Consider the following 23,668-nt stretch of genomic DNA (forward strand, 5'->3'; position numbering starts at 1 on the left):
TGGAGTGGTGGAGGTTAGGTGTTTTGGGTGGTGTTCGAATGTTGGGTGGGCATGTCAGGGTTGTTCGTGCTGGTCATACCGTGAAAATCGGGGGTTCCAGACACACTTTCTGTCGTTTAACCCGGGTTTTTGGTTTTTCCGGGGGGATGACGTGGTCCGGGGGCGGTGGGTACTTCTCGTAGGGCTTCTGGTACTGCTTGCGTGGGTCCAGGATGTGGCGGGCGATGAGGATGCCTGTGGCGGTCTCGACGACGGTGGTTTGGTCATCGTCGACGAAGATGGTGATGGCGGTGTGGCGCCACTTTCTGCCGAGTCCGAGTTTGAGTAACTTGCCGCCGTGGCGGAGTGTGCATTTTCCAGAGGGGTCGACAACATCAGCGCGCGCTCGGTTGTTGGCGTCAGGGTCGTAATTGGGGTCTGGGACAGCCTTCGGTGCGCTGCTGTAGGCGTGGTGGGGGATCTTGCCTCCGATGGAACTGTGTGGGCGCCTGTTGTTGTAGAGTTCGACGGCGTCGTCGAGTTGTTTTTGCAGTTCTTGGATGGTGTGCGCCGGGGGCTGTGCGCGGAGGATCTTCTTGAAGGTTTGGTGCCAGCGCTCGATTTTCCCCTGGGTTTGGGGGTGTGATGGGCGGCCGTTTTTCTGCTCGATGTGCAGTCCGGCCAGCAGCCGTTCGAAGCCGTTGCGAGCGCCTGGCCTGCCGGTGAGGCGGGATGTGAAGATCATGCCGTTGTCGGTCAGTGTGGATTGGGGTGCGCCGTAGGTGGCGAAGGCTTTCTCGGCGAAGTCGACGACGATCTGCCCGGTGACTACTGGGTAGGCTTTGGCGTCGATGATCATGCGGGAGTAGTCGTCGATGCAGTCGAGGATTTCTACTTTGGTTCCGTTGACCAGGCGGTATTCGGTGACGTCGAATTGCCAGCATTCGTTGGGCATGGCCGCGTTGAAGCGGATGTAGCTGGATTTGGGGCGTCGCTTGGGGTGCGGGGTGACCATGCCGGCGTTGACCAGGATGCGGTGGATAGTGGACGCTGCGGGGGCGTAGAGCCCTTGTTGGGTCAGGTGCCAGCGGATGGTGACTGGGCCTGCGTCAAGGCCTTGCGCGGTCAGTGTGGTGCGCAGGTCGAGGATTGCCTTGGTGAGGGCTTCGTTGACGCGTGTGGGGTTGGTGTGGGGGCGCCTGGATTTAGGGGTGAGGGCTTGTTCTCCGTGGCGTTCGTAGGCGTGGAGGATGTTGTAGATGGTTTGGCGGGTGAGGTTGAGGTCGGCGGCGATTTGGGCGACGGGTTGGCCGAGTTGGTGTCTGGTGACGATGGCCTTGTTGCGGTTGTAGGTGGGGTCGCGGCGGGGCTTGCGGTTTGTGGACATACTTTTCATGTTTCCCGCCGCCGTGGGGTGGGATGTCAAAAATGTCCTGAGACATGTGTCAAACATGTCTGTACTGGGAAGTGTCAAGTATGTCCCGAGAGATGCCGGGGGTGGAGGGGTGTGAGGTGCAGGTGGGGGATGTCAAATATGTCCCCGATGTTCACACCGTCAGCCACCCCGAAAAAGAAAAGCCTTTCGCTATATGTCAGCGGAAGGCTTTTCGCATACCTACCCCCTGGGGCGCCCGCACGCGGGGGGTTAAGTGTCAAAAAGTGTGTATGCCGGCGTGTCGCGCTCGGCTGCGGCACCAACACACCGAGCGCCCCAGCCACAGCAGTCGATCCGGATCCTCCTGTGGCAGTCAGGCGGGCGTATTCGGACTGCGTGAGGCGACATGGGCTCCTTGATCGGCCCTCCACAGCCGCCATCAGCTTCGAGGCTCAGGAGGGGCGTTTGAGTCGCACAGCGCCATGTGGCGCCTTCGCGGCGTGAGCGATTCCGCGCGCCCGATACCCGACGTACTCAAAGAGCCTGCCTCACACATCCCTGCACGTCAGCTACGCTTTTTCAAGCGTTGCCCGGCCTTGGCACACGTATAGCACAGCTTCGGACTCGATGGGTGGATTTAGGTGTTCAGGGCCGTGTATATGCTCGAAAAGATTAAACTTCGCGTGTTCCCGCAGGTAGGGGCGGGTAAATCGAGGATTTCATACACACCTTTTGACACTTAACCCCACGCGGGGCCCGCCCAGCCCCGCCGGCGGCGGCTATTCGCTGCGGGGCCTCACAGAGAGGTTCGCGATCTGGGCGCTCGGGCCGATCGCCAGCACCCCGAGCAGCGCGATGGCCACCTCTTTGGGGTCGATGTACTTCTCGGGCGCGTACTCCCCCGGGGTAATGCCCTGCAGCATCTCTGTATCCGTCGGGCCGGGCGCCAGGGTCGTCACCCGCACCCCGGTGCCGGCGACCTCCTTGCGCAGGGTGTCGGCCAGCGCGTAGAGCGCGTGCTTGGTCGCGCAGTACAAACCTAGGCCCGGGTGCACGTGGGTGCCGGCACCAGAGTTGATGAACACCACGAGCCCTTCGGCGGCGGTGATCTGCGGCAGCAAAGCCCGGGTGAGGGTGGCGGGGGCGATGACGTTGAGCATCATCTGCCGCTGCCACTGGGTGGTGGTCGTTTCCTGCAGGGGCATGCGGGTCGCCACGGCGGCGGCGTGCACGAGCACATCAACGCGCTCCACGCCATGGAGTTGCTCCGGGAGGGGGTTCGCGTCGCTGAGCTGGAGCAGATCGCAGGCGACGGGGATGATGCGCTCACTGGCCATGGCGTGGAGTTTCACCTCGTTGCGCCCGAGGGCGTAGACGATGTGCGTGTCGGCGAGGGCGGCGGCGATGGCCTGCCCCATGCCTCCTGTCGCGCCAGTGACGACGGCGATGGGGATGCGTTGCGTGTTTTCGTCAAGGTTGCGGCCGGCGGAGGGGGACTGGGTGGTCATGGGTCAAGCGTAACCAACCGGCCCGCCACCGTGCCCGATGCGCGGCCACCCGCGCGGACGATTCCACCCCCGACAGCCCCCTCCCCCACCGACCAACGCCGCGGGTACTACGACAACGCCCACCGTGCGGTGCACGGTGGGCGTGTAGGATGCGTGGCTCAGGCACCAGCGGCGGCCCTGGTGGGGGCGCCGTGTCGGCGGGGCTATTGGTCTTCGCGCTGCGCGTTGCCGGCGGACCAGGTCTCCCAGGGGATGTTCCAATCGCCGAGGCCGTCGTAGCCGTTGAGGGTCCCGCCGATGGTGTTCTTCACGATGACGACGTCGCCGCGTTTGGTGTTGTTGAAGAACCACTCGGCGTTCGCCGGGCTGACGTTGAGGCAGCCGTGGGAGGTGTTCTGCGAGCCCTGGGCCCACACCGACCAGGGGGCCGAGTGGACGTAGATACCGGACCAGGACATCTGGGTGGCGTAGTTGACGGTGGTGCGGTAGCCGTCCGGGGAGGAGGTGGACAGCCCGTAGGTGGAGGAGTCCATGACCATCTGCTGGGAGCGGTCGCCTAGGACGTAGGTGCCGTTCGGCGTGGCGTACTTGTCGCGCCCCATGGAGATCGGCATGGAGATGATCTCCTCGCCGTCCTTGGTGATCGTCATGGTCTTGGTGTTGTCGTCGGCGTAGGCGATGATCGCGTCACCGATGGTGAAGTTGGTGGCGTTATCCTCGTCGCCCCACACCCCGTCGCCGAGTTTCACGCCGTGGAGCTTCACATCGACGCTGACTTCGGTCCCCGGCGTCCAGAAGTCCTTCGGCCGCCAGCGCAGCACCCGGTCGTTGAGCCAGTAGAAAGCACCGTCGACGTGCGGGGTGGTCTCAATGGTGATGGCCTTCTGGGCAGCCTCACGGTCGGGGATGGCGGTGTTGAAGGTGATCGCGATGACCTGGCCGATGCCGACGGTGGAGTCGGGGATCGGCGACAGGTAGGCCTCCGCGAGCGCCGTCGGCGCGATCGTCTGGAAGGTGGTGGTCAGGGTCTGCCCGTTCGAGGCGGTCGCCGTGATGGTGTAGGTGCGGTTGTAGCCCAACACCTCATCCGTCGACCAGGTCTTGCCGCCGTCCTTGATGGAGGCCTCAATGACCTTGCCGGTCTCGTTGACCATCTGCACCTCGGTGAGGGTGCCGTCGACAGCCTTCACAGTGACAGGCGTATCGGGGTTGACCTCCGTCGCACCGTCCGCGACGGACGCCACCGGCGGCATCGGCATCGCGGAGGTCTGTGCGGCGGCCTCCACGGTTTCGGATTCACCCTTATCAATGGTGCACGCCGTCAGCGTGGCGGCGAGTGCTGCCGCCGCAACGACAGCCACGCCCCGCAGCATGCGGGGGCGGGCCGCGCGGGTACCGCGGGGGTGGGCGAACATGTGGGTGCGAATGCCTGTCACGGGGGCTACTCCACTTACCTTGGGGTGAGTTCTTGAAAAAAGAGGGCTTAAAGGGTGTCACGGCGCGTGCCATCGCGCACCCCGCTGCGCGCACTGGACGAGCCACGTCTTCGCAGGTGTCGGCGTGCGGGTGCGGGGTGGGTGATGCCGCGACGTTTTGTTTGGCCTGACCACCCAACTTAGTGGTTTCTGGCGAGAGATACACCCGGCAGCGCCGGGCGGGCGCGCAATGTCACGCCCACGCCGCCAAGCGGCCTACATCACGACACACACTCGCAGGCGTAACAACCGGGCCCTGCCTGGTCTTTTGCATCACCCGCGCGAGTGCTGCGCATCTGCGGTCAGCTTACACCCAAATCTTGTTGATGTGGCAACATCACCACCCTTCACCCCGCACCAGATCGACAAGCGCCACAGGACCCCACACCACAGCAGAGGCACAAGCAGAGACAGCACAAAGAAAAGGGGTGGGAGCACAGGAGCAGAACAAAGAATAGGGGAAGGAATGGAGGAGAGAAGGAGAGAAGGAGGACTCCCAGCCACACTCCCCGAGCGCCCCGCAACGCACAAACACAGACGCGCGGCATAAATCGCGGAAACACGGGCTGGCCCCACGAACCCCGGCGGACTCACCTCGCCGCCGCCACACTGCCCACCCGCCGCCACACAAGACGGCGGGCACCACGCCGACACTGCCGCCAATCACCACCTACACGGCACGCGACGGCGGATCCATGCAAGACCTCCACCCCATGCAAGCAACCGCAGCACGCACCACGCACAGCAATACACCTCAGAAAGCGCCTTTGAGCAGCCGATTTGTCAAGGTTCAGCATCGTGCGTAATATTTCATTCCGTTGCCAGGGAGGCCGAAAGAAATCCCAGAGACAACGAAGCGCCATTAGCTCAATTGGCAGAGCAGCTGACTCTTAATCAGCGGGTTCGGGGTTCGAGTCCCTGATGGCGCACACTCCTTCGGGAGGCAAAGAAGAAAAAAACCAGCCTTCGGGCTGGTTTTTTTATGCCTTCAGCCAGCCTACCCGCCCGCAGCCCCGCACACACCTACTCACCGTGTGCGGGGCTGTCGCCTGCGCGGCACCTGCTCGCCTGGGGGCTTTACTCCCCCGCTGCCGGCGTGCGGTCGACGAGGGTGCCGCCGCGGCTGGCGATGACGTCCCGGTACCAGTCGAAGCTGTGCTTCTTATACCGCGCCAGGGTGCCACTGCCGTCGTCGTTCCGGTCGACGTAGACGATGCCGTAGCGTTTCGACATTTGCGCGGTGGAGGCACTGACGAGGTCGATGATGCCCCACATCGTATAGCCGATGACCTCCACCCCATCGAGGATCGCCTCGTGCAGCTGCACCAGGTGGTCGTTGAGGTAGGCGATCCGTTCCTCGTCGCGCACGGTGGGGCGCCCGTCCTCCACGACGAGCTCGTCGCGGGCACCGAGGCCGTTTTCCACCACGAACAGCGGCTTGCCCCAGCGCTGCCAGTACTCCCCGGCGATGATCCTCAACCCCACCGGGTCGATCTGCCACCCCCACTCGGAGGCCGGCAGCGTCGGGTTGTGCACCCCGCCGAACAGGTTCGCCACCGCCGGGTTCGACTCCCCGGCGGCCGCAGCCGCCGCAGAGATCGCCGTCGAGGAGTAGTAGCTGAAGGACACGAAGTCCACGGTGTGCCGCAGCGCCTCCTCGTCCTCCGGGCGGATGTCGACGACGATGCCCTGCTCCCGCCACGCCCGCCGCACGTACCCGGGGTAGGCGCCCCGACAGTGCACGTCCCCGAACGCCAACTGCTGCTCCTGCAGGGCGCGCGCCGCCAGCACGTCCTCCGGGTGGGGCGACAGCGGGTACGCCGGCACCGCCAGGATCATGCACCCCACCTGCGCCCCGGGCATCATCTCGTGCGCGAGCTGTGTCGCCCGCGCAGAGGCCACCAGCTCGTGGTGCATCGCCTGATAGAGCTCCGCCGGGGTGAGCTCCTCCTTCGGCGTCCAGATACCGCCGCTCATGAGCGGGGCGTGCTGCAGGGAGTTGATCTCGTTGAAGGTCAACCAGTACTTCACCCGGTGGCCGAAGCGCTCAAACAGCGCCCGGCAGTAGGTGAGGTAGAAGTCGATGAGCGCCCGGCTGCGCCACCCGTCGAAGGCCCGCGCCAGATACAACGGCGTCTCGTAGTGGGAGATCGTCACCACCGGCTCAATGTGGTGCTTCTCCAACTCGTCGAGGATGCGCTCATAGAACGCCAACCCCTCCTCGCAGGGCTCCTGCTCGTCACCCCGGGGGAAGATCCGCGACCACGCGATCGAGAACCGAAACACCTGCACGCCCGCCTCCGCAAGCAGGGCGATGTCCTCGGCGTAGCGGTGGTAGAAGTCGATGCCGACCAGCTTGAGGTTGTCCTCCGTGGGTTCCTGCGTCGGCGGCGCCGTCATCCCCCGGGGCATGACATCTTGAATGGATAGCCCTTTGCCGCCCTCGGCGTAGCCGCCCTCGTATTGGTTGGCGGCCATCGCCCCGCCGAAGAGGAACTCCGGCGGGAACTGCCGCACGGGGCCCTCCGGCACACGGCTGGTGTCCGTGACAGCCGGGGTGGGGGTGTGCGCGGTGGTGGTCATGGTGGCTCACTTTCTGCTGGGCGCTCGCAGGATCCGCGAGGCCCACGTCGGCAGGGATGGTTCACCCCCATTGTTCTCCCCCGGGCGGGCCCGTGGCACACCGGTATCCACAATGACCTTTACAGTGGGGTGCATGCGCGCACTCATCATCGTTGACGTCCAGCCCGACTTCTGCCCCGGCGGCGCCCTCGCGACCGCCCGCGGCACGGACGTCGCCGAGGCCATCGCCACGGCCGTGGAATCCCACGGCGGCACCTACGCCGCGATCGTCACCACCCAGGACTGGCACATCGACCCCGGCCCGCACTTCTCCCCCACCCCGGACTACGTCGACTCCTGGCCCGTGCACTGCCAGGCCGGCACCCCGGGCGCGGAACTCCACCCGGCGCTGCTGCGGGTGGCGGACATGATCAGCGCCCGCTTCCACAAGGGCCTGTACTCGGCCGCCTACTCCGGTTTCGAAGGCCGGCAGGCCGGCACGCCCCCGGAGATCCTCACCCCCGACGAGGAGGACACCCGCATGGACCTCGCGGCGTGGCTGCACTCCCGCGGGGTGACCGCGGTGGACGTGTGTGGGATCGCCACCGACTTCTGCGTGAAGGCCACCGCCCTTGACGCGGTGCGCGCAGGCCTGGAGACCCGTCTGCTGCGGGAGCTGTGCAGCCCGGTGGCCGCCGAGTCGGAGGCGACCGCCCTGGAGGAGATGGCGGCCGCCGGCATCACCCTCGTCTAGGGGCACGCCCCGCACCACCGGTGCCACGCCCAACCTGTGCGGGCGGGGTGCCCCCGGGCAGCACAAAGCCCACAGTCGTACCCCTCACCCCGGGCGCCACCGGCGCGGTGGGCGGATGGGGAGGAAGAAAGACTGTGGGCGGGTGTGTCCCACCCCCTTGACCGGCGGCGCACGCCGCACCCGATGACGGTGGGGGTGAGAAGAGTCTGTGTCGGTTACTCGCCTGCGAGCAGCTCGCGGAGAGCCTCCAGGTCCTTCTTGCGGGAGCGGCTACGAGACACCCCGAGGGCGATGACGGCGACAACACCGGCGGCGACCACACCGCAGATGGCCTGAACCTTCGGGTCGCGCAGCTTGTCCATGGCGGACTGCTTGGCATCCTCGACGAGGTTCTCCGGGCGGGTGCGCTCCGCGAGCTGGTCCAGGGTAGAGGCCAGCTGGCCGCGCGTACGCTCAATTTCGCGCTGGATATCGTCGATGTTGCGTGCCATGTGTTTCTCCACTTCGATTGGGTAAAAAATCACGGTGTGTGACGGGTGTGTAGCTCCCGCGCGCGAAGGCGCAGGCACGATACAAGACTTTAGGCGATACCCACCCCCGCGCGCTATCTCCTCTCCCACGCCCACCACACAGGTACGTACGCGTGCACGACCCCGGGCGCTGAGCCCCGGCCGGGGGCGGATTCGCCCGCGGCCGCTAAGCTGGGCGGCATGACTGACACTGCCACCCCCGCCGCACCCCACCGCCTCGCCGTCGGCGACACCGCCCCGGCGTTTACCCTCCCCTCTGCCTCCGGCACGGACGTCAGCCTCGCGGACTACGCCGGCCGGAAAGTATTGGTGTACTTCTACCCCCGCGCCAACACCCCGGGCTGCACGAAGGAGGCCTGCGATTTCCGCGACTCCCTCAGCGCCCTGGAGGGCCTCGGGGTCGACGTCGTCGGTATTTCCCCGGACTCTGTTGCGAAGCTGCAGAAGTTCCAGGCCGACCACCAGTTGACGTTCCCGCTGCTGTCCGACGCGGACCGCAGCGTGATGACCGCCTGGGGTGCCTTCGGGGAGAAGAAGAACTACGGCAAGATCGTCCAGGGGGTCATCCGCTCGACGTTCCTCGTCGATGCCGACGGCACCATCGCGATGGCGCTGTACAACGTGCGCGCCACCGGCCATGTCGCCCGGGTGCTGCGCGACCTGGGCGCAGCCGACGCCTAAACACGCACTCCCTTTTCTCCCCCGCCTGGTGCGCACGGTGCGGGAATGACCCCGCGGGGGCACCGTCCCCACCCCACACACTGCTGTTCAGGTTGACCTTACTCACACCGGTGGGGGTCGGCCTCATGGCCAACGTACAATTGGTTACCTGCGTGCCGCGCCCGTGCGCGGGTGCGCAGTGTTGTTTGTTTCGCCCACCCCACTCGTTGCTGTCGAAGGAGGTGACACCCCACCATGAACCAGCCGGAGATCCTCGTCCCCCGCCGCCGCCCCGCGCAGCAGCGCTCCCGGGAGCGCTTCAACCGCATCCTCAAGGCCGCCCGCGCGGTCCTCGTCGACGTCGGCTTCGAGTCCTTCACCTTCGACGAGGTGGCCCGCCGGGCGGAAGTCCCCATCGGCACCCTGTACCAGTTCTTTGCCAACAAGTACGTGTTGATCTGCGAACTCGACCGGGAGGACACCGCCGGCATCGTCGAGGAACTCACCCGCTTCTCCCAGCTGGTGCCGGCGCTGCAGTGGCCGGACTTCCTCAACGAGTTCATCGACCACCTGGCGGGCCTGTGGCGGGATGATCCCTCCCGGCGGGCCGTGTGGCACGCCGTGCAGTCCACGCCCGCCACCCGGGCGACGGCCGCCGTGACGGAGGCCGAAATGCTCGCACTCATCGCTGAGGCGCTGCGCCCCCTGTCGCCGGGCGCGGACCCGACGCACCGGAAGCAGTTGGCGGGGATCCTGGTGCACACGGTGAGTAGTTTGCTCAACTTTGCGGTGCGCGACGCCCAGCTGGGGGCGTCGAGTGACGAGTTCGACGCGGTGTTTAGCAACACCGTGGCGGAAATGAAGCGCATGGTGGTGGCCTACCTCTTCGCCGTGGCGACGGGCTAGGGGCGGCACTCATGCACGACTCCGACGCCGAGGATGCCGCCCCTGCGGCGTTCGACGCTGCCACAGCCGCCGCACCCCCGCGCCCCTCATCCGGGCTGCCCGGGGTAGGCCTACCGATGCACCTGGCGTTGGAGCCCGGGCGCGCGCAGCACCACACCCCCGCCCCGCAGGGGTCGTCACCGGTGCCGACGCCTGCGGCGATGGCCGCCCAGGCGCAGGCCCGGCGGGCGGCACAGCACTCCGCGGCGGCGGTGGGGGCGGGCTCCGGGCGTTTGCAAAGCCTCCCGGCGCTCACGGCGCCGAAGCCGCTACTCGCCCTGGAGCGCGGCCCCGGCACCCCCATTTTTGATGAGTTGTTCGCCCGCTTCGTCCGCGGCGACTTCGCGCCCACGCCCTCGCCGGCGGTCATGCCGCGCCGCACCACCAGCCGCCGCGTGGAAGCCTTCGATGACCCGTGGGCCCAGTACGGCACCGCCCACTGGGATCCGGCCGCGGCCCCCAGTGAGGTGTTCCTGCGGATCAAACTGTTCACCTTCCGGCGGATGCACCGCACGCTGACCATCGTGTGCACCGCCGGTTTCATCACCCCGGAGCACAGCGGCGAGTGGGTGACCACCCGCACCGTGGAGGAAGCCGCCATCCCCCGGGAGGCGGTGCGCTACAAGGGCCTCAACCACGGGGTGGTGCGCCCCGCGCTCCTCGAGGAGCCGGACCTCCGGGCCCACCCGCGGGCGGAACGGCCCGCCTGGGCGGCGCTGCAGTCACTCCTGGCGGAGATGCTGGCCGATGTGGATGCCATGGTGGTGGGGTGGGCGCGGCGCGGCTACCAGCCGCAGGTGCGTTTCGCGGAGCCCTACGGCACCGCACCCCGCGGCCCCGGGCGCCGCCTCTGGCCGACGTATATCGCCACCCTGCTCACCCGGGATGTGGCGGCCAGCGCCCAGGAGATCCTCACCGCCGAGTTCCCCGCCCTGCCCGGCGGGCTCAACCCGGTACCGCTACCGACGTATCTCCCCCGGGAGCACTACCCCACCCCACCCCGCCCGGTTGTCATCGCCACGGACGCCTCCTGGAACATCAATAGCCATTTCGCGGGGATCGCGTGGGTGTCCTCCGAGGGGACCTGCTGGTCGGATACGGGCAAGTACCGCAACATCATGCTGGCGGAACGCTCCCCCGTCAACCATGCGATCAATGTGGCGGAAACCCGCTACCCCGACCGGGAGGTCACCATCCTCACCGACAACCGGGGGGTGGCCCGCGCCTGCCGGCGGGAGGAGTTCCGGCACCCGCAGCTGCGGGTGGAGTGGGTGCGCGGCCACGCCGGGCACCCCCTCAACGAGGCGGCCCACCGCCTGGCGATGGCGCGGCGCCGTTGCACCGAGTTCCGCGTCCCGGAGCACGTGTGGGAGACCCAGCAGGACACGATCCTGCAGGATGCGGCGCGGGACTGGCGCCGATGGACGGCCGCCCGCCGCAGCCGCTAGGGGTGGAGGTTGGCGCACGAGTGGTGAGCGCTGCACCTAGGAGTCCTGATCGGTGCTGCACACCACGCTCATGGGCGCTGTGCACCGCAAGCCAGGCGAAAGACGCACCCGCGCCCCACACCTCCTCATGCTGTCAGGGGTGTGGGGCGCGGGCGTACATGTACGTTCTTGTGCGGCAGCTGCCGCACGGGCGTGGGCGTTAGTCGCGCACGGCGTCGAACACCATCGTGTCGACCGTGTCGGCCGCATCGGCCACGGGGGCTGCCACGGCAGCGGTCTCCGGGGTGGCGGTGCCGGGCAGTGTCCAGTCCTCGTCGTCGCGGGGGATGACGATCGGGCGGCCGGTGCGGGGGTCGGGCACGATATCGCAGTCGAGGGCGTAGACCTCCTTGAGCAGCTCACTGGTGACGACGTCCTCCACTGCACCTTCGGCGACGATGCGGCCATCCTTCATCATGATCAGGTGCGTGGCGTAGCGGAACGCCAGGGTGAGTTCGTGGAGGACCGCCACCACCGTCCGGCCGCTGCGCTGCAGGGCGCGGGCCAGGTTGAGGACCTCCACCTGGTGGGTGATGTCCAGGTAGGTGGTCGGCTCGTCGAGGAACACAATCGGGGTGTCCTGTGCGAGCACCAACGCGATCCACACGCGCTGCCGCTGACCGCCGGACAGTTCACTCACGCGCCGGTCCGCGAGCTCCACCACCCGCGCCTGCAGCAGCGCCCGCTGCACGGCTTCTTCGTCGGCAGCCGACCAGTGCTGGAATGCCGACTGGTGCGGGTAGCGGCCCCGGGACACCAGGTCGTAGACGGTGATGTCGTCGGGCGCGATCGGCGACTGCGGCAGCAGCGACAGCTTCTTCGCCACCTCTTTCGGCGGCTGCTTGTGAATGTTCACCCCGTCGAGCTGCACCTCACCGCGGGTGGGCGGCAGCATCCGGCACAGGGCCTTGAGCAGGGTGGACTTGCCGCAGGCGTTGGGGCCGACGATGACGGTGAACTCGCCCTCGGGCAGCTCGACGGAGATGTCGTGCAGGATCTCCCGGTCGCCGTAGCCGACCGTGATGTTGCGGGCACCAATGGTGGGGTGGGTGGACATGGACGTCACCAGGCCTTCCAGGACACGGGGAGAGAAAAACAAACGGGGCAGGACGCCCACAGGGACAAAACAGGGGGAAAAAAAGAGAAACGGAGATAAAGAAACACCACGCCACGGCCCCGCCCGCAGGCGGGGGCCTGTGGTGCTGGTGTCAGTGGCGTTGGTTGCGCCACTGGTTGGCGAGCAGCCACACGAGGTAGCAGCCGCCGGCCACGCCGGTGACGACACCGACGGGCAGCTGGGTGGGCGCGAAAATACGCTGGGCGATGATGTCACTGACCACCACGATGAGCGCGCCCGTCACTGCCGCGCCGGCGAGCCCGGCCTTCGAGGTGCGGCTGACTTTCCGGGAGATGTGCGGGGCGGCCAGGGCGACGAAGCCAATGGGGCCGGCGGCGGCCACCGCGACGGCGACCAGCGCGATCGCCACCCCCAGCAGCAGGATGCGGGTGCGGGGCACGTTGACACCCAGCCCCGTGGCGAGCTCGTCGCCACAGGTCATCATCGCCAGCGGCCGCGCCAGGTAGAGCGCCCCGGGGATGAGGATGCCGACGAGGATCGTCACCACGGTGGCGGTCGGCCAGGTGGTGGCGTTGAAGGAGCCCGACATCCAAATCGCCGCCGTCTGCGCGGCCGCGAGGCTGCCTTTGACGATGAGCAGGGAGTTCATGCCCTGCAGGATGGCGGCGACACCAATACCGATGAGCACGAAGCGGGTGCCGTTCATGCCGCCGCCCTTGGCGAGCAGGTACACCACCGCGCCGGTGGCCAGGCCACCGACGAGGGCGCCCAGGCTGGTGGCCAGGGCACCGGCCTCAAAGACAATGATCTGGATGAGGGCGCCCGTGGCGGCACCCGTGGTGAAGCCGGTGATGTCGGGGCTGCCGAGCGGGTTGCGGGTCAGCGTTTGGAACACGCCACCCGACACTCCCAGTGCCGCGCCCACCACCAGCGCCAAGAGCACGCGGGGGGCGCGCATCTGGCCGACGAAGAAGTCCATCATCGGGTCCCCGGACAGCCCGTAGAGCGCGGCCGGAACCTTCGCCAACGGCACCCCATAGTCGCCGAGGGTGAGCGCCACCGCGCCGCACAGCAGCGCAGCGACGAGCGTGAGAATCCCGGCCGTGAGTGCGCGGCGCTCCGCGCGGAGCACCACCGGACCAAGCCGGAGCAGCACGTAGCGGCGGGCGCGCGCGGCGCGCGCCGCCTCGACGTCCGGGGCGGCCTGGGGTGTGGGAGTCCTGCGGCTCATGCGGACACCACCTTCCTGCGGCGAACAACAGCGATGAAGAACGGGGCACCCAGGATCGCGGTCGCAATACCGGTCTGGATTTCCTGCGGGGCAATGATGAGGCGGGCCGCAATGTCGGCGGCCAGCAGCACCACCGGCGCGATGATGGCGCACAGGGGCACCGCCCAGCGCATGTCAGCACCAGCGACGGTGCGCGCCAGGTACGGCACCGCAAGACCGATGAACATCACCGGGCCGATCGCGGCGGTCGCCGCACCGGCCAGCAGGGTCACGGCCACCATCACCAAGGTGCGCAGCCTTTTCACCCGCACGCCGAGAGCCTTGCCGGCGTCGTCGCCCAACGCCAGGGCGTTGAGCCCCGGGGTGAGAGCGACGGCGAGCACCAGGCCGACGACGATGAACACGGCGGTGGCTTCCAGGATCGGGTAGCCGCGGCCCTCCGCGGAGCCGGCCGCCCACAGGCGGAACTCGTTGAAGGCGTTCTTGTCGGCGAGGATGACGATCTGCACGAAGGAGCTCACCGTCATCGTCACCGCCACACCGGCCAGCGCGAGCCGCGCCGGGGTGGCGGTACGGGAGGCGACACCACCGAGGATGTAGACGACGATGGAGGCGATCGCCGCGCCCGCAAAGGCGAACCACAGGTAGAACCAGATGCTCGTGCGGCCGAAGATCGCCACCGACAGCACCACCGCGAGGGCGGCGCCGGCGTTGACGCCGAGCACACCCGGGTCGGCCAGGGGGTTGCGGGTCAGCGACTGCATGAGCGCGCCCGCCACGCCGAGGGCAGCGCCGACGGCGATGATGAGCAGGGTGCGGGGGATGCGCTGCCCGTGGACGACCGTGGAGGAGAAGGAATCATCCGGATGGATGAGCAGCTGCACGGCCTGCCAGGGGCTGATGTCACCGGAGCCAAGCATGAGGGAAGCGATGACGAGCGCCACCAGTGCGCCCAGCACACCAAAGGTGGCGAGCAGCCGCACCGGGGTGCGCTTCCACACGCTCGCGGGGGCAGCGACAGCAGCACCAGCGGTGGAGGAAGAAGCGGGAGAGGAAGAGGGCTGCCGCGAGGACGCGCCAGCAGTGGCGGCGACCGCAGTCGCCGCACCGGCACCCGCCGCCAGCGTCTGGGCCCGCGCGCCCTGGGGCGCGGAGCCGTCAGCGTTCACTGCCTCCGGCCCTGCCTGCGAGCCCGCACCATCGGTGTCAGTCTCGGGCGGATCGGAGTCAGCGTCGCTGTTCGCTCTTCAAACCTGCTGGCCGCCGCGGGCGCGGTTGACGTACAGGTAGGCGGCGATACCACCGAAGCCGACGATGAGGATCGCCCCGCCCACCAACAGCCCGATCATGGGTGCGCTGTTGGAGCCCTGGGCGTAGACCACTTCCCCACTGGTGGTGTCGTAGACGACTTCCTCACCAGCGGCGTTCGTGCCGGTCTGCTTCGCGCCCTTGGAGCCGCCGGCGCTGAGCACCTTCGGAGTCTTCGAGTCCTTCTTAGCGTCCTTGGCATCCTTCGCGCCCGCGTTCGCCTTCGCTGCCGGCGCGGCAGCAGCAGCGGCGGGGGCGGCAGCGGCAGCTGCTGCAGGCTCGGCGGCGGCCGGCTGGCCCTCCGCGGCCGGGGCCGGGGCACCAACGGTGCGGGTGGTGGTCGTGCGCCCGTTCTTCGTGTTGCGGGTGGCCTGCTGCACGGCCTGGGCGACGGCGGCGGAATCGACGCCGGTGCCGGACGTTTGTGCTTCGGCCTCCGCCTTGGCTTCCTCGGCGCGGGCCGCGTTCGCCCCGGAGGCGGGCACGACGGTGAAGTCGACAGAGCGGTTGGTGAAGCCCTTGGAGCCGATCTGCTGGCCGTTTTCGTCGATCTGCGCCTCACTGGACAGGAAGCGCAGCCAGTGGGAACCGGGGGCGATGTCGCAGGGCAGGTCGAAGGAGCCGTTCGCGGTGCCGTTGCTGTCGGCGGTGTGGCGGTGGATCACGCCGCTGCCCTGGACGGTGGTGTCGCCGTAGCCGATACCGTCGTCGATCTTCATGTAGACGACCTCGCCGGCGGGGTAGCCCGTGACGGAGAAGTTAATGGTGTCGCAGGGCTCCAGCGTCATCGGGGAAATATCCGAGTCGGTGCCGGGGGTGTTCGCGCCGGGGCCGCCCGGCGGGATGGCCTGGGCTGCGGGCAGCACGGTGCCGGTCGGGGCGACCGCGCCGGCGACAACCCACGCGGCACACAGGCCTGCGGATGCGGCCAGCGCGGCAATACGGCGAACGCCCGTGGAAACAATGCTCATGGTGTCTGTCGCGTCCTTTGCGAAAAATCAATGGCGGTGACCTGCCGGCCACAGCTGAAACGAAGAAGTAGTGAAGGTTGAGTCCAGCGGAGCTTCGCCCCGCCGGGCAGCAGAGAAAAAAAAGTCTGTGGTGAAGAAGGAAGCCGTGCCGAGAGATCCCCGCACGGAAAAAATCAGAATTAGTGCCCCAGCGGGTGCCGGGCACCCGCTGGCGCAGGACAAGAGAGAGCGGTGACCTCCCCCGCCCACCGCGCTGTGGCGGTGGGGGTCAGGGGGCACTCACCTTAGGGGCGGGGCAGGCCCGGGATGGCGCCGGAGAGTGCGGCACCGACAGCGCCCAGCAGGGCCAGGACGATGGCGATGATGGCGATCATGCCGCCGCCACCGGCGGAGCCGGCGTCGCCCTTGTTGTTGTCGCCCGGCTTCTTGTCATTGTCGCCCGGCTTCTTGTCATCGTTGCCCGGCTTCTTTTCATCCTTCTTCTCCGCGATGACGGTGAAGTCAGAGTCGCCGCGGGTGCTGAAGCCCTTGGTGCCGTCGTTGCCGACGAAGCGCAGGTAGTGCTTGCCCTCGGGGACGTTCTTGTCGCAGAGGTCCATGGAGCCGGTGGCCTTACCGTTGGCCTCAACGATGCCCTCGGACCACACGCCCTGGCCCTGGACGCCCTGGTCGCCGCCGGCCCACTGGCCCTTGTCGACCTTGGCGGAGAACTTCATGCCCGGGGTCCAGCCGGAGAGCTCGAAGCGGATGGTGCAGTTGTCGGGCTTGGAGTAGGTGTTGCCGTTGAGCAGCTTGACGCTGGTGCCCTCGGTGTCGACCTTGGCCTCACCGGTCGGGGGCAGCGCGAGCGCCGGGGTCGCGAGGGTGAGGGACAGGGCGGCCGCTGCAACAGCGGCGGTGGTCTTTGCGAAACGCATGGATGCGGTCCTTTCTTCTGCGGGGTTAGGCCTCAGGCATCAAGCCGTATCGCCCGCGCCCGCGTGGGTGACGCAATGTGTGAGAAACGTGTGGTGCAACCGCCGGCTGAGCATCGTTGTCCTCCCGCCCTGTATGCCCCGGGGTTGTCGGGGCGTGGCGTGGGGACTGGTGGCGGCTGTCTCGGTGGGCAGCCCCCTGTGGTTGATGCTCAGGGTGGTGGCCTGGTGGTGCGGAAACACCCCACCCACGCCCGGGGAAAGAAGTCCCCGGGGTGGATGGTGGCGGGCCCGCACGGGCCCGGGTGGCCTAGCTCTTGGAGCGGCGGCCGGTCATGAACACGCCGATGAGGACGAGTTCGACGAGGGCGATGGCGGCGATGATGAGCGCCCAGTCGGTGCCGCCCATGAGCGGCGCGTTCTGCGCGACGAGCACCGGCTCGTCCGCGGCAGGCAGGGAGTCGGCGGCTGCGGCATCGGGGATGGTCAGCCCCGCCCAGCCGAGCAGCTCCCCGGCGGGGTCCTGGGCGGTCACGGCCCACTCCCCCGGCTCGAGGCCATCGATGCCAACCTGGATGGTGTGGTCGTCGCCGACCTGGGTCCACCCGAGCGGCTGCGCGCCCTCCGAGTTGTACAGGTAGGCGAACACCCAGCTGCCGGGCTCCGCCTGGGTGGTGATGGTGAGCAGGCCGTCGCGGACGGCGGCGGCGAACTTGCCGTTGTTGCGCGGGGTGAGCTTGCCCTTGTGCTTCACCGGCTGCTCGGGGGTGTGCTCCGGCTGGGGGGTGGAGTTCTTGGCGGCAGCACTGGCGTTGCCTGCGGCGGGCGCCTTGACGCTGGCGGCGGCAGCGCCGCCTGCTGCCGCGGCCCGCGGCGCGGACGCGGCGGCCCGGGGTGCGGCAACGGCGTGGTTGCCCTGGTTGGCGTACTCCACCACCTCCACCACCTCGTCGGTGCCGCTGGTGGTGCCGGCCGCGGTGGTCGCGGCCTTCTTACCGCCGCCGAGCATCTCGACGAGCAGCTTGGTGCCCTTATCGACGTCCTTGGTGAAGGCGGTGACTTCCTTCTGGATGTCCGCCGCCTGCTTCGTCAGGGAGCTATCGTCGGTGTTCTTCGTGGACTTCTTGCCGCCGGAGGTGGCGCGCGCCCCACTGCCAGTGGTCTCGGATTCGTCGCGCTCCCAGGGAGTCCAGCCGAGCACCTCGCCGAAGTCGTCGAGGCCGCCGGCCTGCAGGGTGAGGTTGAGCTTCGTGTAGCGCTCGGGGATGACGGTGCGGTCGATGGTGATGCGACCCCGGTCGTCAACCTGGTAGAAGTTGCTCTGCCAGAACACACGCCGGGAGCCGTCTTCGGTGAAGCCGGCGACGTAGATGTAGTCGCCCTTCTTCCGGCCCGGCACGCGCAGGGTGATGGTCTTGTCGTTTTCGTCGATGATGTCGACATCGTTGCGCTTGGAGTCGACGATGTACTTCGACGCCAGGAAGGTCTCCGGGATGCCCAGCGGCTTGTACTCTCCCTTGACGAACACGGTGTTGCGCTTGCCGGTGAACGGCAGGGAGATCACCGGGTCGCCTTCCTTGATGGAGCCGGTGAGGAAGCGCAGGGTGTGGGCGCCGTCGCCGAACGCCGGCTTCGAGCCCAGCGGGCCGGAGGTCGTACCGTCCGGCAGGGGCATGTCGTAGTCGAAGTCACCGGTCGCCGGGTCCGGAACAATGTAGTCCCAGATGGTGAGGTTCGCGTCGACCTTGTTGCTCTCCAGGCGGCTAATGGCCGCCTCGTCGATCTTCACGGCAATGATGTTGGAGCCGGAGATCGGGTTGCACCAGCCCTGGCCCTTGATGTTGACCTTGCCGTCGACGATCTCCCGGGAGACCTCGATGCGGGGGAACTTCAGGTCCGTCACGCAGGTGACGTTGTCGTCGTGGCCAACCCAGGGGGTGCGGTCGATGATCATCGGCTGGGAGTTGACCGTAATGTTCGGTACGTCAGCGCTGTCCAGGAGGCCCTGGGTGACGTTGACGAAGAACTTCTCCCCCGCGGACAGGTCCTTCGGGATGGTGAAGGTGGTGGTGAAGGTGCCGTCCTCGGAGGAGTCCATGAGCACCCACAGGGTGGGGTCCGGCTGCTTACTCTTCGGGTGGTTGAGGATATCGGTGGCGCGTGCGAAGGTCTGCGTCCACTGGTCCTTCTCCCCCTGGTAGCGCAGCTTGAGCGCCATCTCGGTCTTCTTCGCCCAGCCGGTACCGGTGACGGTGATCGTCTGCCCCGGGGTGACGAACTTCGGGACGGTGACGGTGTAGCCGTCCTTATCGGTGGTGATGGTGGCGTCCGGGTCGTACTCGCTATCCGGCACCCGAGTCGGCGCGGCGGGGGCCGCCGAAGCGGGCGCGCTCGCCGCCTCCGAGGCGGGTGCCTCGGCAGCGGGGGCTGCCGCGGCCGCAGAGGGCTCTGCGGCGGGCGCGGTGTCGGTGGTGGCCCGGCGGGTGCGGCGCTTCGGGGTGGCGGTGGTGTCCTCGACAGCGGGGGTGGCGGTGGCCGGCTCGTCGGCAATGACCGCCATCGGCACGGCGAACTCGCCGCCCTGCAGGCCGACCGCGGTGTCCGCATCCTGATCGGCGGTGGTCTCTGACGTGGTACCAGTCGTCGTCGCGGTGGATTCCGCCCCGGTGGTCTCCACGGTGGTGTCGGCGGCGGTGGCCACCGGTGCGTGCAGGGCGAGCAGCCCGCAGATCGCGAGCACGGCGGGGGTCAAGCGGCGGTGGGTCATCATCGCGGGCGCATCCTTAGGAGAAGTGAGAAAAGAAAAATGTCACGGAATAAGGTGAATTAGAAGAACACGTGCCTCCACTGCGGGGCGTGGCGCGTGTGGGGTTATTCGAGGTTGTTGTTGACGTCTTCGACGATGCGGCGCATCAGGATCGGTCCGCCGGTCGATGTCCACAGCGCCCCATCGACGGGGATGATGTGGCCGTCTTGGAAGGCGATGAGGTCGGTGAAGCCCGGCACCCGCACCGCGGAGGCGATGGCCTGCTCGGCGGCTTCGATGTCGACGCTGCCGCCGGCATCCGGGTTGGAGATCGAGGACCCGCCCAGGGTGCCGAAGAACATGTAGTCGGCGTCAATGTCCTGGAGGTTCTCGTTACTCACCGGTTCCGAGTGGCCGCGGCCCATGCGATCTTGGGCGGGCGGGCGGCGCAGCCCGAGGTCCATGAGTGCCTGCCCGGGCGGCAGGTCCTGCAGGATCATGGCGGCGGAGTTGCCTTCCCAGCGGACGATGGAGAAGGTGTCCTCGGAGTACTTCTCCAGGTGGCCGCGGGCGGCGGCGACCTCTTCGTCGTAGGCGGCCATGATCTCCTGGGCCTGCTGTTCCTTGCCGACGGCGGCGGCGAGGTTTTCGAAGTTGGTGCGCCAGTTGCCGCCCGCGTAGCCGAGGTAGACGACCGGGGCAATGACCTTGAGCGCGTCAATCGCCGGCTGGTTGTTGTTGATGCTCGTGCCGTCGACGAGGATGAGGTCCGGTTTCGCGGCACCGACGGCCTCGAAGTTGACCTGGGAGACCGAGCCCAGCAGCTCAATCTCGCGGGCTTCCTCCGGCAGGTAGGGGGCGACGGTGCGCTGGCCACGGCCGGCCACACAGCCCACCGGGGTGATACCCAGTGCGAGCAGCCCGTCGAGTGCGGGTTCGGACAGGGCGACGATGCGCTGCGGGTCGGCCGGCACGACAATGTCGTCGCCGTAGATGTCTTTCACGGTGCGGGTGGCCCCGGTGGGTGCGCCGCCGCCCGCGGCACCAGCGCCTCCACAGGCGGCCAGGCCGGCTGCCGCGGCCGCCACAGTGGCGGCGGTGAGGAACTGGCGGCGGCTATACATGCGGGTCACGACGAGGCCTTTCACAACACGTCCGCGGGGGACACAAAGAAAAATCAGAACTAGAAAAAGAAGAGAGAAGAAGAGTGAAGGAGAGAGAAGCAGCGAAGAGAAATTCAGTGAAGAACACACACCCGGCACGCTCGAGAGCCTGAGGGGGACATGTGCCTCGCATCCGCCGGGCGGGCAGTGCTCACGGGGAGCGCCGCCCGCCCGGGGTGCTTCAAGGGAGAAAAGGGTGCGGGGCGAGTGCTGCTGTGTGGGGGCAGTACGTCACCTCCGCGGTGTCTGTCACACGCGCCTCACAGAGGGAGTGCGGGGAGAGGTCCAAGCCCCGCAGTGTGGCGCGTGTGCCAGGGGTGAAGCGCGGTTTAGAGCTTCAGGGCTGCGCGCAGCGGCTCGGGCAGCAGGTTCTTGTCGAGGGCACCGTGCTGGAACAGGGCGCCGATGATGCCGACGATGGCTGCGAGCACGGCGAGGACACCGGCGAAGCCAGCGGCGACGCTGGAGGTGTCGGAGCCGTCCTTGCCGGTCTTGGAGGAGCCGGGCAGGGAGGAGCCGTCCTTACCGGGCTTGGAGGAGCCCGGCAGGGAGGAGTTGTCGGTGGAGCCGCTGCCTGCGTCCGGCTTCTTCGGGGAGATCTTGAACAGCAGGTTGTTGTCCTTGTCCTGGCCGTCGCCGCCCTTGTTCACGACGAAGGCGTTGCCCTTGTCGTCCACGGAGACGTGGTTCGGCAGGGCGGAGACATCCAGGTTGCCGATGACGGTGAGCTTGTCAGCGTCGATGACGGTCAGGGTGCCGCCGGAGCGGTTGGCGACGTAGAAGACGCGCTTGACCGGGTCGAAGGCGGCGGACAGGGCCTGGGCACCGGTGTTGATGGCCTTGACCTGCTTCTTCTTCTCCACGTCGACGATGATGGCGTTGTTGGAGGCCTGGGCGGCGACCAGCGCGCGGCGGGTGGTCGGGTCGTAGGCCACACCGGAGGCGGTGCCGACGGACGGGTCGAGCTCGATGGTCTCGACGGTGTCGTTGGCGCGTGTGTGGACGACGCCGAGGACCGGCTTGTCGAGGGAGACGGTGATGAGGTCACCGGTTGCCTGGTCGAAGGCCAGGGACATCGGGCCGGGCACGCCCTGCTCGCCGATCTTGATGTCCTTGATCTTCTCCAGCTTCTGGGCGTCGAAGACGGCGATGACGTCGCCGCCACGCGGGGTGGAGACGTAGACCTTCTGGTCCTTGGTGTCGACGATGATGTCGCGGGCGTGGTGGGCGTCGCCGATCGGGAACTGCTTGATGAGCTTGAGGTCGGCGGCGTTGTACACGGCGACGGTGTTCTGGCGGGTGTTGGTCACCCACACCTGGTCGAGCTTGTCGTTGACGACGATGCCGTAGGGGCCGTACTTGCCTGCGCCCTCGGGGGCGTCGGCGATCTCACCGGTGGCGGTGACCTTGAGGGTCTCCGGATCCACCTTGATGAGGCTGGCTTCCTTCAGCGGCGGGCGGCCGACGGAGCGGGTCACGTAGAGGGCCTTGTGCTTCGCGGAGTACGCGGACTGGTACAGGCCGGCCGGCAGCTTCTCGCTGGCGACGGTGAAGTCCTGGACGTTGATGAGGGAGTTGTCGGGGGTGACAACGGTGTCGGTGGTGTAGGTGTGCTCGGTGCCACCGGAGACGATGGTGACGGTGATCTTCTTGCCCACCAGCTCGGTCTTCGCCGGGATGGCGACCTTCTCCAGGGTGGCGGCGCCGTCCTTGGCAGCGACCTTCTGCTGCGCATCGGTGAGGAAGTTCTTGTCGTCAACGCCGAGGAACTTCACGGTAGCGCCATCGGCGAGGGTGGTGACCTTGAAGGTGTTCTCGGAGCCGGCGGCGGTGGAGTCTGCGGAGACGTAGGCCGGAACCTCACCGGTGAAGGAGACGGACGCGCCCTTGTCGTCGGTGAGGACGACGGTGGCCTTGGAGCCTGCAGTCACAGACGCCGGCAGCACGACAGTCGCCAGGGAGTTGGCGGCGTCGACGGTGGCGGAGTCTTCCGTGCCGCGGCCGACAGCGATCTTGGCGGCTTCGCCGTTGACGGTGACGGTGTAGGTAGCACCCGCAGTCAGACCGGAGGTCACAACGCCTGCGCGGACGTCGCCGCCGCGGCCCTGGCTGAAGGAGGTGACCGTGGAGTCCTTGGTCTCGGACACCTTGGTGTTCGGGTCGAGGACGTTGATCCACGCGACGCGAGTGTAGCCACCGTGTCCGAGGAAGCGCAGCATGTGTGCGCCCGGGGTGGTGCCCTCGGGGATGCGCACCTTGACGTTGAAGTCGGTCAGATCCTTCGGCTTGTGGTACATCACCGCCTTCTCGTTGTAGAGCGACGGATCCGGGCTCAGGCCCTCGAAGTTGGTGCTGACCTTGGCGGTGCCGTCGTCGAACTTCATCACGACGTAATTGGAGTCTTCAGTGACGGGCATACCGGTGATAGCGAGCTCGACGATGTCGCCCGGGCGGCCCTCATCCTTGACGTAGCCGACCTCGGTGTAGGGCGTCTCGACCTGATGACCGTCAGCGGTCTTGTTGTCGGCCGGGGCCTCGTAGGCGGAGGCCGGGGCGTGGAGGCCACCGACGATCATGCCGGTGGTGAGCAGCGCCGCGATCGCGCGGCGGCCGATGAGCTTAGAAGACACAGTGAATCTCTCTTGTCGATTGGGCTGGTGCGCAGCCACCCCTGGGCCACCTGGGGTGTTGTCCGCTTCTCCGCGCGGGCAACGGTGCCAGAGGGGCTGCGCGGCGCAGGCCGTGAATCCTGCCTGCTGCCTGTGATGACACAGTGCGAAGCCTTAAATTTGGCTTGCCTCATGCAGGCTAACCTAGTTCCCGAGAGCCGGTCAACCTTTTGGATGAAAATTTCTTGACCCCCTCCCCCGGCGGGGGTAGCTCCCCCCTCGGAGCACACCTTCAGCCTGCACTTATGGAGGATACCCTACTTCGCTTTACCACCCCCATGGCACGGATACCCCTGCCACCCCCGCCCGCCAC

17 protein-coding genes and 1 tRNA gene are annotated in these 23,668 nt (G+C 67.5%); 5 read left to right on the forward strand and 13 right to left on the reverse strand.

The features are described from left to right. Positions 1–73 precede the first annotated feature (73 nt). The 3 genes from C1Y63_RS09235 to C1Y63_RS09245 form a co-directional block, all read right to left on the reverse strand. A complete protein-coding gene (locus C1Y63_RS09235) occupies positions 74–1,366 on the reverse strand; it encodes an IS481 family transposase (protein ID WP_233195665.1) in 1,293 nt (430 codons plus the stop codon). A gap of 767 nt (positions 1,367–2,133) precedes the next feature. Then, positions 2,134–2,862, reverse strand: coding sequence for an SDR family oxidoreductase (locus tag C1Y63_RS09240; RefSeq protein ID WP_106016171.1), 729 nt, complete (start codon positions 2,860–2,862; stop codon positions 2,134–2,136). Positions 2,863–3,065: 203 nt separating this feature from the next. Next, the gene (locus C1Y63_RS09245) at positions 3,066–4,235 is read right to left on the reverse strand and encodes an Ig-like domain-containing protein (RefSeq protein ID WP_106016207.1); all 1,170 of its coding nucleotides are present in this window, start codon (positions 4,233–4,235) and stop codon (positions 3,066–3,068) included. A gap of 958 nt (positions 4,236–5,193) precedes the next feature. On the opposite strand from C1Y63_RS09245, the gene C1Y63_RS09250 reads away from it, so the two are divergent. Further along, positions 5,194–5,266 (forward strand) — tRNA-Lys (locus tag C1Y63_RS09250). A gap of 148 nt (positions 5,267–5,414) precedes the next feature. Here the strand turns inward: C1Y63_RS09250 and C1Y63_RS09255 are convergent. After that, positions 5,415–6,920 carry a glycoside hydrolase family 1 protein gene (locus C1Y63_RS09255; RefSeq protein ID WP_106016172.1) on the reverse strand — a complete coding sequence of 502 codons (1,506 nt, stop codon included), beginning with the start codon at positions 6,918–6,920 and terminating at the stop codon, positions 5,415–5,417. Positions 6,921–7,053: 133 nt separating this feature from the next. Between C1Y63_RS09255 and C1Y63_RS09260 the strand changes: the two genes are divergently transcribed. Then, positions 7,054–7,653 carry an isochorismatase family protein gene (locus tag C1Y63_RS09260; RefSeq protein ID WP_106016173.1) on the forward strand — a complete coding sequence of 200 codons (600 nt, stop codon included), beginning with the start codon at positions 7,054–7,056 and terminating at the stop codon, positions 7,651–7,653. A gap of 215 nt (positions 7,654–7,868) precedes the next feature. Here C1Y63_RS09260 and C1Y63_RS09265 read toward each other — a convergent pair whose 3' ends face one another. Continuing rightward, on the reverse strand, positions 7,869–8,144 hold the full coding sequence (locus C1Y63_RS09265; protein WP_106016174.1) for a DUF3618 domain-containing protein: 276 nt from the start codon (positions 8,142–8,144) through the stop codon (positions 7,869–7,871). Positions 8,145–8,363: 219 nt separating this feature from the next. On the opposite strand from C1Y63_RS09265, the gene bcp reads away from it, so the two are divergent. The 3 genes from bcp to C1Y63_RS13240 all read left to right on the forward strand — a co-directional run bounded on the left by bcp (position 8,364) and on the right by C1Y63_RS13240 (position 11,236). Further along, the gene (bcp, locus tag C1Y63_RS09270; protein WP_106016175.1) at positions 8,364–8,864 is read left to right on the forward strand and encodes a thioredoxin-dependent thiol peroxidase; all 501 of its coding nucleotides are present in this window, start codon (positions 8,364–8,366) and stop codon (positions 8,862–8,864) included. A gap of 234 nt (positions 8,865–9,098) precedes the next feature. Then, positions 9,099–9,749, forward strand: coding sequence for a TetR/AcrR family transcriptional regulator (locus C1Y63_RS09275; RefSeq protein ID WP_106016176.1), 651 nt, complete (start codon positions 9,099–9,101; stop codon positions 9,747–9,749). An 11-nt stretch (positions 9,750–9,760) separates the two neighbouring features. Beyond that, entirely contained in the window at positions 9,761–11,236 is a 1,476-nt protein-coding gene (locus C1Y63_RS13240) for a ribonuclease HI (RefSeq protein ID WP_106016177.1), read from the forward strand. Positions 11,237–11,435: 199 nt separating this feature from the next. Here the strand turns inward: C1Y63_RS13240 and C1Y63_RS09285 are convergent, their stop codons facing one another. The 8 genes from C1Y63_RS09285 to C1Y63_RS09320 all read right to left on the reverse strand — a co-directional run bounded on the left by C1Y63_RS09285 (position 11,436) and on the right by C1Y63_RS09320 (position 23,316). Further along, complete coding sequence (locus C1Y63_RS09285) at positions 11,436–12,332, reverse strand: ABC transporter ATP-binding protein (RefSeq protein WP_106016178.1); 897 nt, start codon at positions 12,330–12,332, stop codon at positions 11,436–11,438. Between the two features lie 151 nt (positions 12,333–12,483). Then, complete coding sequence (locus C1Y63_RS09290) at positions 12,484–13,584, reverse strand: iron chelate uptake ABC transporter family permease subunit (RefSeq protein ID WP_106016179.1); 1,101 nt, start codon at positions 13,582–13,584, stop codon at positions 12,484–12,486. Next, positions 13,581–14,753: an iron ABC transporter permease gene (locus C1Y63_RS09295; RefSeq protein ID WP_233195667.1), complete on the reverse strand. Its 1,173-nt coding sequence runs from the start codon at positions 14,751–14,753 to the stop codon at positions 13,581–13,583. Before C1Y63_RS09295 ends, C1Y63_RS09290 begins: the two co-directional genes overlap by 4 nt. A 78-nt stretch (positions 14,754–14,831) precedes the next feature. Beyond that, positions 14,832–15,863 (reverse strand): hypothetical protein, encoded by a 1,032-nt coding sequence (locus C1Y63_RS09300; RefSeq protein WP_106016180.1) that lies wholly within the window; start codon positions 15,861–15,863, stop codon positions 14,832–14,834. Between the two features lie 284 nt (positions 15,864–16,147). Further along, entirely contained in the window at positions 16,148–16,780 is a 633-nt protein-coding gene (locus tag C1Y63_RS09305; RefSeq protein ID WP_106016181.1) for a hypothetical protein, read from the reverse strand. Between the two features lie 307 nt (positions 16,781–17,087). Then, the gene (locus C1Y63_RS09310; RefSeq protein WP_106016182.1) at positions 17,088–19,547 is read right to left on the reverse strand and encodes a hypothetical protein; all 2,460 of its coding nucleotides are present in this window, start codon (positions 19,545–19,547) and stop codon (positions 17,088–17,090) included. A gap of 101 nt (positions 19,548–19,648) precedes the next feature. Beyond that, positions 19,649–20,647 (reverse strand): iron-siderophore ABC transporter substrate-binding protein, encoded by a 999-nt coding sequence (locus C1Y63_RS09315; protein WP_199189104.1) that lies wholly within the window; start codon positions 20,645–20,647, stop codon positions 19,649–19,651. Between the two features lie 368 nt (positions 20,648–21,015). Then, a complete protein-coding gene (locus tag C1Y63_RS09320) occupies positions 21,016–23,316 on the reverse strand; it encodes a hypothetical protein (RefSeq protein WP_106016183.1) in 2,301 nt (766 codons plus the stop codon). Positions 23,317–23,668 lie beyond the last annotated feature (352 nt).

The sequence above is a fragment of the Corynebacterium sp. 13CS0277 genome (assembly GCF_002994655.1).
Taxonomy (GTDB): Bacteria; Actinomycetota; Actinomycetes; order Mycobacteriales; family Mycobacteriaceae; genus Corynebacterium.

What these genes read in the sequence shown, in the direction of transcription:
- C1Y63_RS09240 (WP_106016171.1), bottom strand. Translation starts at nt 2,862, where the DNA reads ATGACCACCCAGTCCCCCTCCGCCGGCCGCAACCTTGACGAAAACACG.
- C1Y63_RS09305 (WP_106016181.1), bottom strand. Translation starts at nt 16,780, where the DNA reads ATGCGTTTCGCAAAGACCACCGCCGCTGTTGCAGCGGCCGCCCTGTCC.
- C1Y63_RS09235 (WP_233195665.1), bottom strand. Translation starts at nt 1,366, where the DNA reads ATGTCCACAAACCGCAAGCCCCGCCGCGACCCCACCTACAACCGCAAC.
- C1Y63_RS09300 (WP_106016180.1), bottom strand. Translation starts at nt 15,863, where the DNA reads ATGAGCATTGTTTCCACGGGCGTTCGCCGTATTGCCGCGCTGGCCGCA.
- C1Y63_RS09265 (WP_106016174.1), bottom strand. Translation starts at nt 8,144, where the DNA reads ATGGCACGCAACATCGACGATATCCAGCGCGAAATTGAGCGTACGCGC.
- C1Y63_RS09315 (WP_199189104.1), bottom strand. Translation starts at nt 20,647, where the DNA reads ATGTATAGCCGCCGCCAGTTCCTCACCGCCGCCACTGTGGCGGCCGCG.
- C1Y63_RS09245 (WP_106016207.1), bottom strand. Translation starts at nt 4,235, where the DNA reads ATGCTGCGGGGCGTGGCTGTCGTTGCGGCGGCAGCACTCGCCGCCACG.
- C1Y63_RS09310 (WP_106016182.1), bottom strand. Translation starts at nt 19,547, where the DNA reads ATGATGACCCACCGCCGCTTGACCCCCGCCGTGCTCGCGATCTGCGGG.
- C1Y63_RS09275 (WP_106016176.1), top strand. Translation starts at nt 9,099, where the DNA reads ATGAACCAGCCGGAGATCCTCGTCCCCCGCCGCCGCCCCGCGCAGCAG.
- C1Y63_RS09260 (WP_106016173.1), top strand. Translation starts at nt 7,054, where the DNA reads ATGCGCGCACTCATCATCGTTGACGTCCAGCCCGACTTCTGCCCCGGC.
- C1Y63_RS09285 (WP_106016178.1), bottom strand. Translation starts at nt 12,332, where the DNA reads ATGTCCACCCACCCCACCATTGGTGCCCGCAACATCACGGTCGGCTAC.
- C1Y63_RS09290 (WP_106016179.1), bottom strand. Translation starts at nt 13,584, where the DNA reads ATGAGCCGCAGGACTCCCACACCCCAGGCCGCCCCGGACGTCGAGGCG.
- bcp (WP_106016175.1), top strand. Translation starts at nt 8,364, where the DNA reads ATGACTGACACTGCCACCCCCGCCGCACCCCACCGCCTCGCCGTCGGC.
- C1Y63_RS09255 (WP_106016172.1), bottom strand. Translation starts at nt 6,920, where the DNA reads ATGACCACCACCGCGCACACCCCCACCCCGGCTGTCACGGACACCAGC.
- C1Y63_RS13240 (WP_106016177.1), top strand. Translation starts at nt 9,761, where the DNA reads ATGCACGACTCCGACGCCGAGGATGCCGCCCCTGCGGCGTTCGACGCT.